Annotated in this window: 13 protein-coding genes, 2 rRNA genes and 1 pseudogene; 13 read left to right on the forward strand and 3 right to left on the reverse strand. The window is 74.4% G+C overall.

The window, feature by feature from the left end; translation table 11 throughout:
• The 4 genes and pseudogenes from KS423_RS20020 to KS423_RS20035 form a co-directional block, all read left to right on the forward strand.
• Window positions 1-125 (forward strand): 23S ribosomal RNA (locus tag KS423_RS20020); the annotation flags it as partial.
• Window positions 126-233: 108 nt separating this feature from the next.
• Window positions 234-350, forward strand: a 5S ribosomal RNA gene (gene rrf / locus KS423_RS20025).
• 194 nt (window positions 351-544) lie between these two features.
• Window positions 545-1711: pseudogene (locus KS423_RS48525) on the forward strand (hypothetical protein); the annotation flags it as partial.
• Between the two features lie 138 nt (window positions 1712-1849).
• Window positions 1850-2776: a tetratricopeptide repeat protein gene (locus KS423_RS20035; RefSeq protein ID WP_224280939.1), complete on the forward strand. Its 927-nt coding sequence runs from the start codon at window positions 1850-1852 to the stop codon at window positions 2774-2776.
• Between the two features lie 102 nt (window positions 2777-2878).
• Here the strand turns inward: KS423_RS20035 and KS423_RS20040 are convergent, their stop codons facing one another.
• Window positions 2879-4249 (reverse strand): DUF1015 family protein, encoded by a 1371-nt coding sequence (locus KS423_RS20040; RefSeq protein ID WP_224280930.1) that lies wholly within the window; start codon window positions 4247-4249, stop codon window positions 2879-2881.
• Between the two features lie 93 nt (window positions 4250-4342).
• Here KS423_RS20040 and KS423_RS20045 point away from each other — a divergent pair, with 93 nt between their 5' ends.
• Together KS423_RS20045 and KS423_RS20050 are read left to right on the forward strand one after the other, a co-directional pair.
• Window positions 4343-5035, forward strand: a complete 693-nt coding sequence (locus KS423_RS20045) for a M48 family metallopeptidase (protein WP_224280931.1) — start codon at window positions 4343-4345, stop codon at window positions 5033-5035.
• Between the two features lie 180 nt (window positions 5036-5215).
• On the forward strand, window positions 5216-6253 hold the full coding sequence (locus tag KS423_RS20050; RefSeq protein WP_224280932.1) for an HAD-IIA family hydrolase: 1038 nt from the start codon (window positions 5216-5218) through the stop codon (window positions 6251-6253).
• Between the two features lie 58 nt (window positions 6254-6311).
• Here KS423_RS20050 and KS423_RS20055 read toward each other — a convergent pair whose 3' ends face one another.
• Entirely contained in the window at window positions 6312-6659 is a 348-nt protein-coding gene (locus KS423_RS20055) for an SCP2 sterol-binding domain-containing protein (protein ID WP_224280933.1), read from the reverse strand.
• Window positions 6660-6836: 177 nt separating this feature from the next.
• Between KS423_RS20055 and KS423_RS20060 the strand changes: the two genes are divergently transcribed.
• The 4 genes from KS423_RS20060 to KS423_RS20075 all read left to right on the forward strand — a co-directional run bounded on the left by KS423_RS20060 (window position 6837) and on the right by KS423_RS20075 (window position 9849).
• Window positions 6837-7745, forward strand: a complete 909-nt coding sequence (locus KS423_RS20060) for a hypothetical protein (protein WP_224280934.1) — start codon at window positions 6837-6839, stop codon at window positions 7743-7745.
• Window positions 7729-8007 (forward strand): hypothetical protein, encoded by a 279-nt coding sequence (locus tag KS423_RS20065; protein WP_224280935.1) that lies wholly within the window; start codon window positions 7729-7731, stop codon window positions 8005-8007. Before KS423_RS20060 ends, KS423_RS20065 begins: the two co-directional genes overlap by 17 nt.
• A 36-nt stretch (window positions 8008-8043) precedes the next feature.
• Window positions 8044-8850, forward strand: coding sequence for a TlyA family RNA methyltransferase (locus KS423_RS20070; protein WP_224280940.1), 807 nt, complete (start codon window positions 8044-8046; stop codon window positions 8848-8850).
• A gap of 93 nt (window positions 8851-8943) precedes the next feature.
• On the forward strand, window positions 8944-9849 hold the full coding sequence (locus KS423_RS20075) for an NAD kinase (RefSeq protein WP_224280936.1): 906 nt from the start codon (window positions 8944-8946) through the stop codon (window positions 9847-9849).
• Between the two features lie 122 nt (window positions 9850-9971).
• Here the strand turns inward: KS423_RS20075 and KS423_RS20080 are convergent, their stop codons facing one another.
• On the reverse strand, window positions 9972-11471 hold the full coding sequence (locus KS423_RS20080; protein WP_224280937.1) for a PLP-dependent aminotransferase family protein: 1500 nt from the start codon (window positions 11469-11471) through the stop codon (window positions 9972-9974).
• Window positions 11472-11818: 347 nt separating this feature from the next.
• Between KS423_RS20080 and KS423_RS20085 the strand changes: the two genes are divergently transcribed.
• The 3 genes from KS423_RS20085 to KS423_RS20095 form a co-directional block, all read left to right on the forward strand.
• Entirely contained in the window at window positions 11819-12364 is a 546-nt protein-coding gene (locus tag KS423_RS20085) for a YitT family protein (RefSeq protein WP_224280941.1), read from the forward strand.
• 88 nt (window positions 12365-12452) lie between these two features.
• On the forward strand, window positions 12453-14189 hold the full coding sequence (recN, locus tag KS423_RS20090; protein WP_224280942.1) for a DNA repair protein RecN: 1737 nt from the start codon (window positions 12453-12455) through the stop codon (window positions 14187-14189).
• Between the two features lie 177 nt (window positions 14190-14366).
• The coding region (locus KS423_RS20095; protein WP_224280938.1) for a glycosyltransferase at window positions 14367-14966 on the forward strand (600 nt) is incomplete at its 3' end.

Raw genomic sequence — 14966 nt, forward strand, 5'->3', positions numbered from 1 at the left:
AGATGAGCACTCCCACCTCCTTGAGAGGGTAAGGCTCCCAGTAGACGACTGGGTTGATAGGCCGGATATGGAAGCCCTGTGAGGGGTGGAGTTGACCGGTACTAATAGGCCGAGGGCTTGTCCTCAGACGCTCGCGTTCACTGTGTGGTTCCCGGGTAACGAACAGTTATCACCGGCGAACAAAGAAACACTTATCAACTGAAAAGTGTGTTTCGCTGAATACCCGATAGGGTTTCGGTGGTCATAGCGTGAGGGAAACGCCCGGTTACATTCCGAACCCGGAAGCTAAGCCTTACAGCGCCGATGGTACTGCAGGGGGGACCCTGTGGGAGAGTAGGACGCCGCCGAACAATTATTCAAGGCCGCGGCCCCAGCGACTCGCTGGGGCCGCGGCCTTTTTGTGTTTTGCGAACGTGAAGAAGGCCGGCAGAAACGGGACTTCCGCCCAGACGCGGAGGGTCCCGGCATGCCGGACAATGGAGAAGGTACGCAGGCCAGCAGGCCGGCGTCGAAACCGCGTGGCGGCAGCTGAGTTGCACGCTCGGCCCGCGGTGGAGCTGAAGCAGCAGAAGGAGTCACCACGATGTCGAACCAGCCCCAGGACCGTCCCGAGCGCCGATCGGACGACGGCCGAGGCTACGAGCCCCGGTCCCGTGGGGGCGGGTCAAGCGACCGTGGCGCCTACCGTCGTGACGACCGCCCCTCCGGCGGTTTCCGTCGTGATGACCGTGATGACCGTCCGCGTCGTGACGACCGCCCGTCGGGTGGGTACGGCCGCGACCGCGACGACCGCGGTGGCGACCGCGGCGGCTTCCGTCGTGACGACCGCCCCTCCGGCGGCTTCCGTCGTGACGACCGCCCCTCCGGCGGTTTCCGTCGTGATGACCGCCCGGGTGGTTTCCGTCGTGACGACCGTGATGACCGTCCGCGTCGTGACGACCGCCCGTCGGGTGGGTACGGCCGCGACCGCGACGACCGCGGTGGCGACCGTGGCGGCTTCCGTCGCGACGACCGCCCCTCCGGCGGCTTCAACCGCGACCGTGACGAGCGCGGCGGTGACCGTGGCGGTTTCCGTCGTGACGACCGCCCCTCCAGCGGCGGTTTCCGTCGTGACGACCGCCCCTCCAGCGGCGGTTTCCGTCGTGACGACCGCCCCTCCAGCGGCGGTTTCCGTCGTGACGACCGCCCCTCCAGCGGCGGTTTCCGTCGTGACGACCGTGATGACCGTCCGCGTCGTGACGACCGCCCGTCGGGTGGGTACGGCCGTGACCGCGACGACCGCGGCGGCGACCGTGGCGGCTTCCGTCGCGACGACCGCCCCTCCGGCGGTTTCCGTCGTGACGACCGCCCGGCCGGTGGTGGTTTCCGTCGTGACGACCGCCCGTCGGGTGGGTACGGCCGCGACCGCGACGACCGCGGTGGCGACCGCGGCGGCTTCCGTCGCGACGACCGCCCCTCCAGCGGCGGTTTCCGTCGTGACGACCGCCCGGGTGGCTTCCGTCGTGACGACCGTGATGACCGTCCGCGTCGTGACGACCGCCCGTCGGGTGGGTACGGCCGCGACCGCGACGACCGCGGCGGCGACCGTGGCGGCTTCCGTCGCGACGACCGCCCCTCCGGCGGCTTCAACCGCGACCGTGGCGGCGACCGTGGCGGCTTCCGCCGTGACGACCGTGGCGGCGACCGCGGTGGCTTCCGCCGCGACGACCGCCAGGGCGGCGGCTACCGCCGTGACCGTGACGAGCGCGGCGGTGACCGTCGGGACTACGACGACCGCCGTGGCAACTATGAGCCCGTCAAGCGTCTGCCGATCCCGGAGGACGTCACCGGCTTCGAGCTGGACGCGGATGTGCGCCAGGAGCTCAAGAGCCTGCCCAAGACCCTCGCGGACGATGTCGCCCGCAACCTGGTGATGGTGGCCCGCCTGCTCGACAGCGAGCCGGAGGAGGCGTACCAGTTCTCGCGCGTCGCGCTCCGACTGGCTTCCCGTGTGGCGGCCGTCCGTGAGGCGGCCGGTTTCGCTTCGTACATGACGCAGCGTTACTCCGAGGCGCTGACCGAGTTCCGCGCCGCCCGTCGGATGACCGGCCGGGCGGACCTGTGGCCGGTCATGGCCGACTGCGAGCGCGGTCTGGGCCGTCCGGAGCGGGCGCTGGCGATGGCCGGTGAGCCCGAGGTGAAGCAGCTGGACAAGGCCGGCCAGGTCGAGATGCGCCTGGTCGCGGCCGGTGCCCGCAGCGACATGGAGCAGTTCGACGCCGCCGTGGTGACGCTGCAGAGCCCGGAGCTGGCCTCCAGCGCCGTGCACCCCTGGACCGCGCGTCTGCGCTACGCCTACGCCGAGGCCCTGATCGCGGCCGGCCGGGCCGACGAGGCCCGTGACTGGTTCGCCAAGGCGGCCGAGGCCGACACCGACGGCAGCACCAACGCCTCGGAGCGGCTGGCCGAGATCGACGGCGTCGAGTTCACCGACGCGCTCGACCCGGAGCTGGCCGAGGACGAGACCGAGTCGACCGACGCCCCGGCGAAGAAGCGCAGTGGCGGCGACAACGCCGACGACCGCGTGATCTTCGAGGACGAGGAGGACGTCGAGGAGTACTACGACGAGGACGACCTCGAGATCGACGAGGACTTCGACGGCGTCGTCCCCGGGCGCGCCCAGGACACCAAGGCCCAGGACACCAAGGCTGAGGAGTCCAAGGCTGAGGACACCAAGGCCGAGGAGTCCAAGGCCGAGGAGGCCGAGGCCACCAAGGCCGACGCAGACAAGGGCTGAGCAGCACCCTGAGGCAACGCCGTGAGGCCCTGCCGTTCCCCGGGAACTCCGGGAGCGGCAGGGCCTCACGGCGTCCGGGCCTGTGTCCGGCCGGCGGAGGTGTCAGCCCAGCGCGAGGTTTCGCAACACCAGCCCGGTGGCCGGCTTCGGCCCGAAGGAGGTGGACTTGCGCGGCATGGTGACGCCCTGCTCGGCCAGCCGTCGCACCACGGACTCCCGGACCGGGTGCAGCAGGACGGCGGTGCCGCCGCTGCGGGCGGCCTCCCGTTCGGCGGCCACGGCGGTGTGCAGGTAGCCGATGTCGTCCGGACCGTCGGGGACGTGCCAGGTGCGGTCCAGCAGGGTGGCGTGCAGGACGGTGGCGTCCAGGTGGCGCCACTCCTCGGGCCGGCCGTGCGGCACGGTGGCGTCGAGCAGGGATTCCTCGGGCTCGCCGAGAAGCCAGTAGATGCCGTCGCCGCCGGTCACGACGAAGCCGTTGCCGCCGTGCCGTTTCTGCTCGGCGAGGGCCTGGAGCGCGGCGGACAGCGGTCCGGGGACCTCCTTGACCTTCCACTGGTCGCCGAGCCGCTCCAGTGCCTCGGCCACCGGCAGCCGGTACAGCACGCGGTGGATGGCGCGGACCCGCAGCGGGTAGCGGGCGGTGTCCACCAGGAGCACCATGCCGCGGTCCCAGGGGCTGCGCGGCAGGTGGCGGTGCTCGCGCTGGAGGCGCAGGTACATCTCCCAGCGATGGTGGCCGTCGGCGATCAGGGCCCGGCAGGTGGCGAGGTCGCGGCTGATCTCGGCGATCTCGGCCGGGTCGGTGACCGCCCACAGGCGGTGGTGGGTGCCGTCGCTGGTGGCCGTGGAGAGCAGCGGCTCGCCCTCGACCGTCCGCTCGATCACGCCGGAGGCGCCGCCGTTGCCCCGATAGGTGAGCAGCAGCGGTTCCAGGTTGGCCCGGGTGGTGCGCATCAGGCCGACCCGGTCGGCGACCGGCCGGGGCATCACGTCCTCGTGCGGGAGCACCACACCGCCCTCGCGGCCGCTCACCGCGAGGGCGCCGATCAGGCCGCGCTGGAGCAGCTCGGGGGAGTCGGTGGTGGCCGGCACCCGCTGCTCGTAGACGTAGATCGCGGGCTCGGGGTCGGCGGCCAGGACGCCCTCGCGCTGCCAGGCGGTCAGCAGCCGGGCGGCGTGCCGGTAGCGGGTGTCGCGGTCGGGGCGGTCGCCGGCGTCCTCGGGTTCGGGCCTGGGCAGGATCAGCCGGACCACGTTGTGCGGGTCGGCGGTCTCCAGGTCGAGCCGGCGGCCCGGGTCGACGACGTCGTACGGCGGGGACATCACCGCGGCCAGGGCGCCGACCCGGTCGGGGACGTAGCGCAGGCCGCGGAAGGGGGACAGGGACAGGCCGGCGGTGGCAACGTGCCCGGGATCGCCGGGGCCGCCCTCGGGAGTCTCGACTCCGTCTTCTGCACTGGGTGTGCTCATTCTGGGCATCGTAACCGGGTACACGTTGTTGAGAGATCGGAATGCCCGCGCCGAGTTGGTGGGGCGGGTGTGCGACCGAGGGCGAGGTACGGCATGGACGACGGGCAGGAACGGGTGGACGGTGGCGGCCCGGCCGAGTCGGGCGGGCCGACCGGTGCCACCCATGGGGGCGCTCCGGCCGACGGCGCGGCCGGCTGTGCACCGGCCGACGGCACGGCGGTCGGCGAGGTGCCGGTCGGCGGAGTGCCGCGGCAGAGCCGTTCCGGGGAGCCCACCGGGGACGTGTACGACTGGTTCCGCCGGGGCGCCCGGTTGCTTGCGCAGGGACATCCGGCGGCCGCCGAGCAGTTGCTCGCCCGGGCGGCGGCGGCCGAGCCGCACTCGCGCAGCATCCGGGAGGCGCTGGCACGGGCCCAGTTCGACGCGGGCTCGTACGCGGCGGCGCTGGACAACTTCCGGGCCGTGGCGCTCGCGGACCCGGCGGACGACTACGCTCAGTTCGGGTGGGGCGTCGCGGCGGCCCGGCTGGGCGACTTCGAGACCTCCGCCGAGCACTTGGCGCTGGCCGTGGCGATGCGGCCGGAGGCCGACCACTACCGGCAGGCGCTGCGGCAGACCCGGGCGACCCTGGCGGCCCGTGCCGGGGCGTACGGACCGTTGCTGCCGGGAGCACCCGGGTACCTGGCGCCCCCGGCTGTCGCCGAGGACCCGGCCGAAGGGGCCGGAGGAGCGGCGGATGACGCCGGTGCCGGGACCGGAGCGGGCGCCGACGACGGCGGCGCCTGACCGGTGGGCGCGACGACCGGCCGGACGCCGTGACGGTCGGCGTGATGCACGACGCGGTGCGGCACGGACGGTGTGACGCACGAGGAAGTGCGGCACGGGCGAGGCGACGGACGACGCAGTGAACGACGACGCAGTGATCGACGATGCAGTGAACGACGCAGTGAATGAGGTAGCGCAGCCATGACCGAGACGGCCACCCCCGTGCGACGGACCGCCCCCGGCGGCAGCGAGCGGCCGCTGACCGACGCGTACGACACCGCGCTGCTGGACCTGGACGGTGTGGTCTACGCGGGCGCACACGCGATCGAGCACGCGGTGGACGCGCTGGACGCCGCCCGGACGGCCGGGATGCGGCTGGCGTACGTGACCAACAACGCCTCCCGCCCGCCGCGCGTGGTGGCCGAGCACCTGACCGAGCTGGGCGTCCCGGCCGAGCCCACCGACGTGATCAACTCGGCCCAGGCCGCCGCCCGGCTGGTCGCCGAGAAGGTGCCGGCCGGGTCGAAGGTGCTGGTCGTGGGCGGTCTCGGGCTGGAGGAGGCGCTGGCCGAGCTGGGGCTGGTCGCGGTCCGCTCGCTGGCCGACGGACCGCTCGCGGTGGTCCAGGGCTTCGACCCCTCGGTGGGGTGGGCGGACCTGGCGGAGGCCTCGTACGCGGTGCAGAGCGGCCTGCCGTGGGTGGCGTCCAACCTGGACCTGACGGTGCCGAGGGCCCGCGGCATCGCGCCCGGCAACGGCACCCTGGTGGCGGCGGTGCGGGCGGCGACCGGGGTGGAGCCGGAGGTGGCGGGCAAGCCGCTGCCGCCGATGCACCGCGAGACCGTGCTGCGTACCGGCGCGGAGCGGCCGCTGGTGGTCGGGGACCGGCTGGACACCGACATCGAGGGCGCGTTCAACGGCGGGGTGGACAGCCTGCTGGTGTTCACCGGGGTGACCACTCCGGAGCTGCTGCTGGCGGCCCCCGTCGAGCACCGGCCGACCTACCTGGCGGCCGACCTGCGCGGACTGCTCGTCCCGCACCCGGAGGTGACGGCCGTGGACGGCGGCTTCGCGTGCGGCGGCTGGGTCGCGGGGGTCGAGGCCGGGGTGCTGCGGCTGTCCGGGGCAGGGGACCGCTGGGACGGCCTGCGGGCGCTGTGCGCGGCGGCGTGGACGGTGCTGGACGCGGGTGGTGCGCCGGTGGACGGCCGGAAGGCACTGGCCGACCTGGGGTTCTGAGGGCGGTCGGCGGTACCGGGGGCGGGACTGCCTCCGGCGCCGCCTTCGGCGGCCGGGTTCAGAACAGGGTGCGCAGCCGCAGCAGGTCGCGGAAGCCCGCCTCCAGCTTGACCCGGCCGCCCGCCCACGCGGAGGCGAAGTTGAGCCGGCCGCCGACCAGTGCGACCAGATCGTCGCTGCTCATGGTGAGCCGGATCTCCGCCTTCGTGGTTGGGGGGCCGGGGGCGGCCACCACGTCCTGGATCCGGCCGTCGCGCAGCTGCCCGGTGAAGGTCAGGTCGAGGTCGGTGATCCGGCAGCTGAGCGAGCGGTCGAGGGCCGCGGCCTTGTGGACGTCGCCGGTGGACTGCGTCATGTTCCGGCTGAGCTGCTCCAGTGCCTCCCGGCACTCCTCGGAATTCGCCACGGGGCGGCTCCCTCCCCCGGTCGCTACGGTGCTGACTGCGGGCCACGGTACCTCAGGAGGGTTTTGGCGGTAGCGTCGTCAGTGGGGTGCCCGGAACGGCCCGGGTGCCGAGGGCGACAGAGCGACACGTGTAGGCGATTGGGAGGCACCCGGATGCTGCCGAGGACGGTTCGGGGAGTGGTGGAGACCGCCGCCGGGGTGGTCGAGGAGGTCGGCAGGCTGGTCGTCGGGACGGCGACCTCGATCCTGGAGAAGGCGGGGGTCGACGTCGCCGAGGTCGAGCGTCGGATGGGTGGCCAGTTCCCGCCGTCGGTGGAGACCTTGCAGACCCTGGCCGGGGAAGCGCTCACCGCCGGGCGCGCCGGGGTGGACCTGGCCGTGGGCGTGGCGCGCAACGAGGCGGAGAAGGTCTTCGAGAAGGTCGGCGACCAGGTGACCAAGGTCGGCGTGGTGCTGGCGTACCTGGAGACCAAGCTGCGCGAGGTCGAGGAGGAGGCCCCGGTGGCCGAGTCCGGGCCGCGGTCGTACGAGGCCGATCAGCCGGTGCCGGCGCCGCGGGCGGGCGACCTGTTCGGACGCGGCTGGGAGTTCGAGGAGGAGCGGTCGGCCGCCCGGACGGCGGATGAGCCGATAGTCGCCGAGCGGGTGGAGGTGGACGAGCCGGTCGAGGTCGATCCGCCGATTGCGCCCGAGCCGGTGCCCGTGGTCTCCCCGACCCCGCAGGAGGAGCCCGCCGTCGGCGGCAAGGCGGGACCGGCTGGGGAGTCCACGGTGAAGAAGAGCGCCGCAGGCGAGGGTGGTGCGGGCACGAGCCCCGCGAGCACGAGCCCCGCGAGCAGGGGCGCCGCCAAGAAGAGCACGGCGAAGAAGACCGCGGTCGACAGGGCCACGCCGAAGAAGACGGCGGGCAAGAAGGCCGCCGCGAAGAAGACGACGACCGTCAAGAAGACCGCCACCGCCAAGCAGACCGAAGCGCAGTCCGAGGCCGCGGCGCGGCCCGGGACTCCCGCCAAGCGCGCGGCGACCAGGAAGACCACCGTTCGCAAGGCCACCAGCACGAAGAAGCCCGATGCCCGAGACGAGTGAACCGCCCGAGTCCGCCCGCCCGCCCGAGTCCGCCCGCCCGCCCGGGTCCGCCCGGCACGCCGTGCCGCCGGCAGCGCTCGACGCGGTCGTCCCTGCCGAGCCGCTCGGCGTCGAACCGGCTCCCACCGGCCACCCCGGGATCGACGCCGGGCTGGCCCTGCTGGAGGCCCTGGACGGGGTCCCGGCCGAGGCACACGTCGCGGTGTACGAAGATGTTCACCAGCGGCTCGTCGACACACTGGCCGCGCTCGACCAGGAATGACCCGCAGGATCCGTAGGAGCTGAAGCACCAGTGGCAGTGGCACGACGCCGACTCGACGCGGAACTGGTCCGCCGCAAGCTGGCCCGATCGCGTGAACACGCGTCCGAACTGATCGCTGCCGGACGGGTGACCGTCGGCGGCACCACCGCGACCAAGCCGGCCACCCAGGTGGAGACCTCGGCGGCGGTCGTGGTGGCCAAGGACGAGAACGACCCCGACTACGTCTCGCGCGGCGGCCACAAGCTCGCCGGCGCGTTCGCGGCCTTCGTGCCGCAGGGCCTGGTGGTCGAGGGCCGTCGGGCGTTGGACGCGGGCGCCTCCACCGGCGGGTTCACCGATGTGCTGCTGCGCGCCGGGGCCGCGCACGTGCTGGCGGTGGACGTCGGCTACGGGCAGCTCGCCTGGTCGCTGCAGAGCGACGATCGGGTCACCGTGATGGACCGCACCAATGTGCGCGAGCTGACCCTGGACCTGATCGGCGGCACCCCGGTGGACCTGGTGGTGGGCGACCTGTCGTTCATCTCGCTGGGCCTGGTGCTCCCGGCGCTCGCCTCCTGCGCGGCCGAGGACGCGGACCTGGTCCTGATGGTCAAGCCGCAGTTCGAGATCGGCAAGGAGCGCCTGGGCAGCGGCGGGGTGGTGCGCAGCCCGCAGCTGCGCGCCGAGATGGTGCGCCAGGTCGCCGGGCAGGCGTGGGAGCTCGGGCTGGGCGTGCGCGCGGTCACCGCGAGCCCCCTGCCGGGGCCGTCCGGAAACGTCGAGTACTTCCTCTGGCTGCGCCGGGACGCTCCGCAGCTGGACCCCGAGGCTGCGGACCGGGCCGTGGCGGAGGGGCCCCGGTAGGGTGCCTTGCGAGCGTCCGGCCCGTCATGTTGTATGGCGCGGCCGCACCGGGGCCAAGGGCGACCCGGCAGGCGTTAGGGAGAGGGCAGCGGCATGAGCGATGAAGAACGTACGGTCTTCCTGATCGCGCACACCGGCCGGGAGGCGGCGCTGCGCAGCGTCGAGGCTCTGGTGCACGGGCTGCTGAAGGCGGGGCTCCGGATCAGACTGCTGGAGGCCGAGGCGGTGGACCTGGATCTGCCGGAAGGCGTCGAGAAGGTGGCCGAGGGCCCCGGGGCGGCGGACGGCTGCGAGCTGATCCTGGTGGCCGGCGGGGACGGGACGCTGCTGCGCGGGGCGGAGCTGGCGCGCTCGCACGGGCTGCCGATGCTCGGGATCAACCTGGGCCGGGTGGGCTTCCTCGCCGAGGCCGAGCGGGACGACCTGGCGGTGGTGGTCGAGCGGGTGGTGGACGCCGACTACGAGGTCGAGGAGCGGATGACGATCGATGTCATCGTCCGCACCAACGGCGATGTGGTGCACGAGGACTGGGCGCTGAACGAGGCCTCGATCGAGAAGGCGTCGCGGGAGCGGATGCTGGAGGTGGTGACCGAGGTGGACGGCCGCCCGGTCTCCAACTTCGGCTGTGACGGCGTGGTGTGCGCGACGCCGACCGGTTCCACCGCGTACGCGTTCTCCGGCGGCGGGCCGGTGGTGTGGCCGGAGGTGGAGGCGCTGCTGATGGTGCCGATCTCCGCGCACGCGCTGTTCGCCCGTCCGCTGGTGACCTCGCCGAAGTCGGTGCTGGCGGTCGAGGTGCAGCCCAAGACCCCGCACGGCGTGCTCTGGTGCGACGGGCGGCGTTCGGTCGAACTGCCCGCCGGGGCGCGGGTGGAGGTCCGCCGGGGCCGGACCCCGGTGCGGCTGGCCAGACTGCACCGGGCGCCGTTCACCGACCGGCTGGTGGCCAAGTTCGCGCTGCCGGTGACGGGTTGGCGCGGCCGGGCCGACCACCACTAGGGCGCCCCTGACGCCGGCCGGTACCGGGGCGGCCGGCCGCTGCGCGTCCACACGCACCAACGTCCGTGCGGGCCGGTGGATTTCGTCTGCCACGAGGCCGTTGACCGGCCGCCGGCGGTCCGTCACACCGCCAGCGGCTGGGCCTCGTCGGCAGGTTCGAGCCGGCCGCCGGCCGCCGCGTGGGCGGCCAGGGAGACGAGGCGTTCGACGGCGGCGGGGACGCTCGCGGCGGGCACGGTGACCGGGAGGCGGATGTGGTGCTCGAAGGCGCCGTCCGAACCGAAGCGGTTGCCCGAGGCGATCCGGACCCCGCCGAGCTCCCCGGCCCGGGCCAGTGCCGCGCCGGACAGGCCGTCGGTGGAGACCCACAGCGAGAGCCCGCCGGGCGGCATGGTGAAGCTCCATCCGGGCAGCCGTTCGGGCAGGGCGGCGGCGAAGGCCCGCGCGGTGGCCCGCAGCCGGGTCAGCTGGTGCTCCCGGACCTCGGGCAGCGGTTCGCCCAGCAGCTCGGCGGCGATCAGCTGGTCCAGCACCGGGGTGCCGACGTCGCTGTAGACCCGCTCGGTGGCCAGTCGGCGCACCAGCGCGGGCGCGGCCCGGACCCAGCCGATCCGCAGGCCGCCCCAGAACAGTTTGCCCGCCGAGCCGACGGTGACCACCTGGGCGGAGCGGTCCAGCGCCGCCGTCGGGCGCGGCAGCGGTGTGGACGGCGGGACGCCCCAGCCGAGCTCGGCGGTGGTCTCGTCGGCCAGCACGATGCTCCCGGCGGCCCGGGCGGCGGCGAGCAGTTCGCGGCGCTGCTCCTCGCCGATCAGCGCGCCGGTCGGGTTGTGGAAGTCCGGGATCACGTAGGCGACCCTGGGGCCGGCGCCGCGCAGCACCCGCCGCCACTCGTCGAGGTCCCAGGCGGGTTGCGGCGTCCAGGCGTACGGCACCGGCACCAGGCGCGCGCCGGTCAGCCGCAGTGCCTGCAGGGTGTGCGCGTAGCTGGGCGCCTCGACGGCGACCCGGTCGCCGCGGCCGATCAACGCCCGCTGGACCAGGTGCAGGCCGCCCATCGCGCCGGTGGTGATCAGGATCTGGTCGGGGGTGGTGGGCAGCCCGCGCTCGGTGAAGCGGCGGGCGACGGCCTCGCGCAGCACCGGGACGCCGGTGGGGTAGTGGCCGTGCCCGGCGGCGTAGTACGGCAGCTGTTCGACGGCCCGGGCGGCGGCCCGGCCGACCCAGGGCTGCGGGGCGGGCGGGGCGGCGACGCCGAGGTCCAGGATGCGGCCCTGCTCGTCCGGCGGGACGGGGTGCAGGGCCTCGCCGGGTGGCGGGGCGCCCTCGGGCAGGGCGGTCCAGCTGCCCGCGCCGCGCCGGCTGTGCAGGTAGCCGTCGCCGCGCAGGGTCTCGTACGCGGTGGCGACGGTGGTGCGGCTCATCGACAGGGCGGTGGCCAGCTCGCGTTCGGCGGGCAGCCGGGCGCCGACCGGCAGCCGGCCCTCGGTGACCAGTAGCCGGATCTGCCCGGCCAGGGTGCGGTAGGCGGGGCGGCGCGCGGTGGCCGGCTCGGGGAGCCGGGCGGTGGCGAGCAGCCGGGCCAGGGCGGGCGGGGTGACGGTGGTGTGCCAGTCGGCCATGGCAATCAGTCCACTTGATCGGTATTGGCCCTGGAGTGGGCCGTTTTGGCCTGGTCATCATGACAGGGCGGCCACACCGTCCGCCACCGCCGGGCCGATTCCGGTGGTGCAGCACCACCGCAGGAGCAGCATTGGCCACCACGACCACGCCGGCGCCGGCCGTCCCGTCCGTCACCCCGACCACCGCCACCCCGGCGTCCACGTCCACGCCCACCGGCACCCCGACCCGGACCTCCGTTCCCGCCGCCCGGGGAACCGGCCTCGCCGTCCGGGTGTTCGGTGACACCCGCGCCCTGGGCCGTCGGATCCCGCAGCTGTTCGTCGGCCTCGCCCTCTACGGGGCGAGCATGGCGCTGATGCTCCGCTCCGGCCTCGGCCTCGACCCCTGGGACGTCCTGCACCAGGGCCTCCAACGCACCGTCGGCCTCTCGGTCGGCGCCTGGGTGACCATCTGCGGCGCGCTCGTCCTGCTGCTGTGGATCCCGATGCGCCAGCACCCTGGCCTGGGCACCGTCGCCAACGTGCTGGTGATCGGCGCGTCCATGGACCTCACCCTGCGGGTCCTCGACGGCCCCGGCGCCCTGCCCGCCCGGATCGCGCTGACGGCCGCGGCGATCGCCCTCAACGGTCTGGCCAGTGGCCTCTACATCGGTGCCCGGCTCGGCCCCGGCCCGCGCGACGGCCTGATGACCGGCCTGCACCGGCGCACCGGCCGATCGCTGCGGCTGATCCGCACCGGCATCGAGGTGACGGTGCTCACCGCCGGCCTGCTGCTCGGCGGTACCGCCGGGGTCGGCACCGTCGCGTACGCGCTCGCCATCGGCCCGCTGGTGCAGTTCCTCCTGCCCTGGTGCACCGTGCCGGCGCCCGCGGAGGACTCCCGGAAGGGATGAACTTCCGGGTACGGAGTTGCCGCGCGCCGTTGCCGCTCGTCGCGCGCCGGGGGCGGAACCTCGTAAGGTCGTCTCCGTGTTGGACGAGATGCGGATACGGGATCTTGGGGTCATCGACGACGCGGTGGTCGAACTCGCCCCCGGCTTCACCGCCGTGACCGGTGAGACCGGCGCAGGCAAGACCATGGTCGTGACCAGCCTCGGCCTGCTGCTCGGCGGACGCGCCGACCCGGGCCTGGTGCGCAACGGCACCGGACGCGCCGTCGTGGAGGGCCGGCTGGAACTGCCTGCCGACTCCCCGGTGGCGGCCCGCGCGGTCGAGGCCGGGGCCGAACTGGACGACGACGGCGCGCTGCTGCTCAGCCGGACGGTCTCCGCGGAGGGCCGCTCCCGGGCGCACGTCGGCGGCCGGTCCGTCCCGGTCGGGCTGCTGGCCGAACTCGGCGAGGACCTGATCGCCGTGCACGGCCAGACCGACCAGCAGCGCCTGCTGCGCCCGGCCCGCCAGCGCGGCGCGCTGGACCGGTACGCGGGCGCCTCGGTGGCCGAGCCGCTGGCCCGCTACCGGGAGACCTACCGCGCCCTGCGCGAGGTCTCGGCGAGCCTGGAGGAGCTGACCACCCGGGCCCGCGAGCGCGCCCAGGAGGCCGACCTGCTGCGCTTCGGCCTGGACGAGATCGCCGCCGCCGAGCCGGTGGCCGGCGAGGACGTGGAGCTGGCCGCCGAGGCCGAGCGGCTCGGCCATGCCGATGCGCTGTCCTCCGCCGCGACCCTCGCCCACGCCGCCCTGGCCGGCGACCCGGTCGACCCGGAGGCGCTGGACGCGGGCACCCTGCTCGCGCAGTCCCGCCGGGCCCTGGACGCGGTGCGCCACCACGACGAGCGGCTGGCCGCCCTGGCCGACCGCCTCAACGAGGTCGGCTACCTGCTCGCCGACGTGGCCGGCGACCTGGCCGGCTACGCGGACGACCTGGACGCCGACCCGGTGCGGCTGTCCGCCGTCGAGGACCGCCGGGCTGTGCTGGCCCAGCTGCTGCGCAAGTACGGCGGCGAGGAGAACTCGCTCGCCGAGGTGATCGCCTGGGCCGAGGCCGGGGCGGTGCGGCTCGCCGAGCTCGACGGCGACGACGACCGGATCGACGAGCTCGGCGCCCGGGAGACCGAGCTGCGGGCCGAGCTGGCCGAGCTGGCCTCCGAGGTGTCGCAGGCCCGGCACGCCGCGGCCGGGCGGTTCGCCGAGGCGGTCTCCTCCGAACTCGCCGAACTGGCCATGCCGCACGCCCGGGTGACCTTCTCGATCAGCCAGGTGGACGACCTGGCCGGGATCGAGGTCGGCGGGCGCACCGTCGCGTACGGTCCGCACGGCGTGGACGAGGTCGAGGTGCTGCTCGCCCCGCACCCGGGAGCCCAGCCGCGCCCGATCGCCAAGGGCGCCTCCGGCGGTGAGCTGTCGCGCGTGATGCTCGCCGTCGAGGTGGTCTTCGCGGGGGCCGACCCCGTCCCCACCTACCTGTTCGACGAGGTGGACGCGGGCGTCGGCGGCAAGGCCGCGGTCGAGATCGGCCGCCGGCTGGCCAAGTTGGCCGAGTCCGCCCAGGTCGTGGTGGTCACCCACCTCCCACAGGTCGCCGCGTTCGCCGACCGCCACCTGGTGGTGGAGAAGACCAACGACGGCACCGTGACCCGCAGTGGTGTCAAGGTGCTGAACGACGAGGAGCGGGTGCGCGAACTCTCCCGGATGCTGGCCGGCCTGGAGGACTCGGAGCTGGGCCGCGCCCACGCCGAGGAACTGTTGGCCGCCGCCCGGGCCCCGCGCCACCGGTAGCCGGCGCCGGCGGCCCCTCGGACGTCGGCGACGCGCCCCGGTGGCGCCGACTGTCCAAGAGGGCCGCCGACCTGGCATGGTGGCGGCTGGACACTGGCTTTCCAGCCCCGAGCGCCGCCCGGCGGGCAATCCTCGCGAAGCGGCGCGCGAACCTGATCGAGTCGGATGCGAGACGACGTGGACCATTCCGCCGCCCGGGCCACCGCGGCCGTCCCCGAACCGGGGCAGCTGCACGTGGTACTCGTCCTGGCCGCCAGCACCGGCGGCATCGGTGCGCACGTGCGCTCCCTGGCCCAGGGCCTGGTCGCGCACGGGGTGAACGTCACGGTCTGCGCGCCGGCCGGCGCGGACGCGCTCTTCGGCTTCTCCCGTACGGGCGCCAGGTTCCACACCGTCGACATCACGCCCACCGCGGGCGCCCGCAGCGACGCCACCGCGATCGGCGAACTGCGCCGGGCCTTCACCGGCGCCGACGTGGTGCACGCCCACGGTCTGCGCGCCGGGCTGCTGTCCGACCTGGCGCTGCGCACCGCGGGCCGGTTCCCGGGACTGCGTCCGGAGACCCCGCTGGTGGTCACCTCGCACCACGCGCTGCTCGCCACCGGCATGGAGCGCCGGCTGCAGCGGCTGATGGAGCGCCGGGTGGCGCGCGCCGCCGACCTGGTCCTCGGCGCCTCCTCCGACCTGGTCGCCCGGGCCCGTGAACTGGGTGCCACCGACGCCCGGCTGGGCCCGGTGGCCGCCCCGCCGATGCCCGAGGGCCGGCTCGGCCGCACC

The sequence above is a fragment of the Streptomyces sp. LS1784 genome, from assembly GCF_020103755.1.
Taxonomy (GTDB): Bacteria; Actinomycetota; Actinomycetes; order Streptomycetales; family Streptomycetaceae; genus Kitasatospora.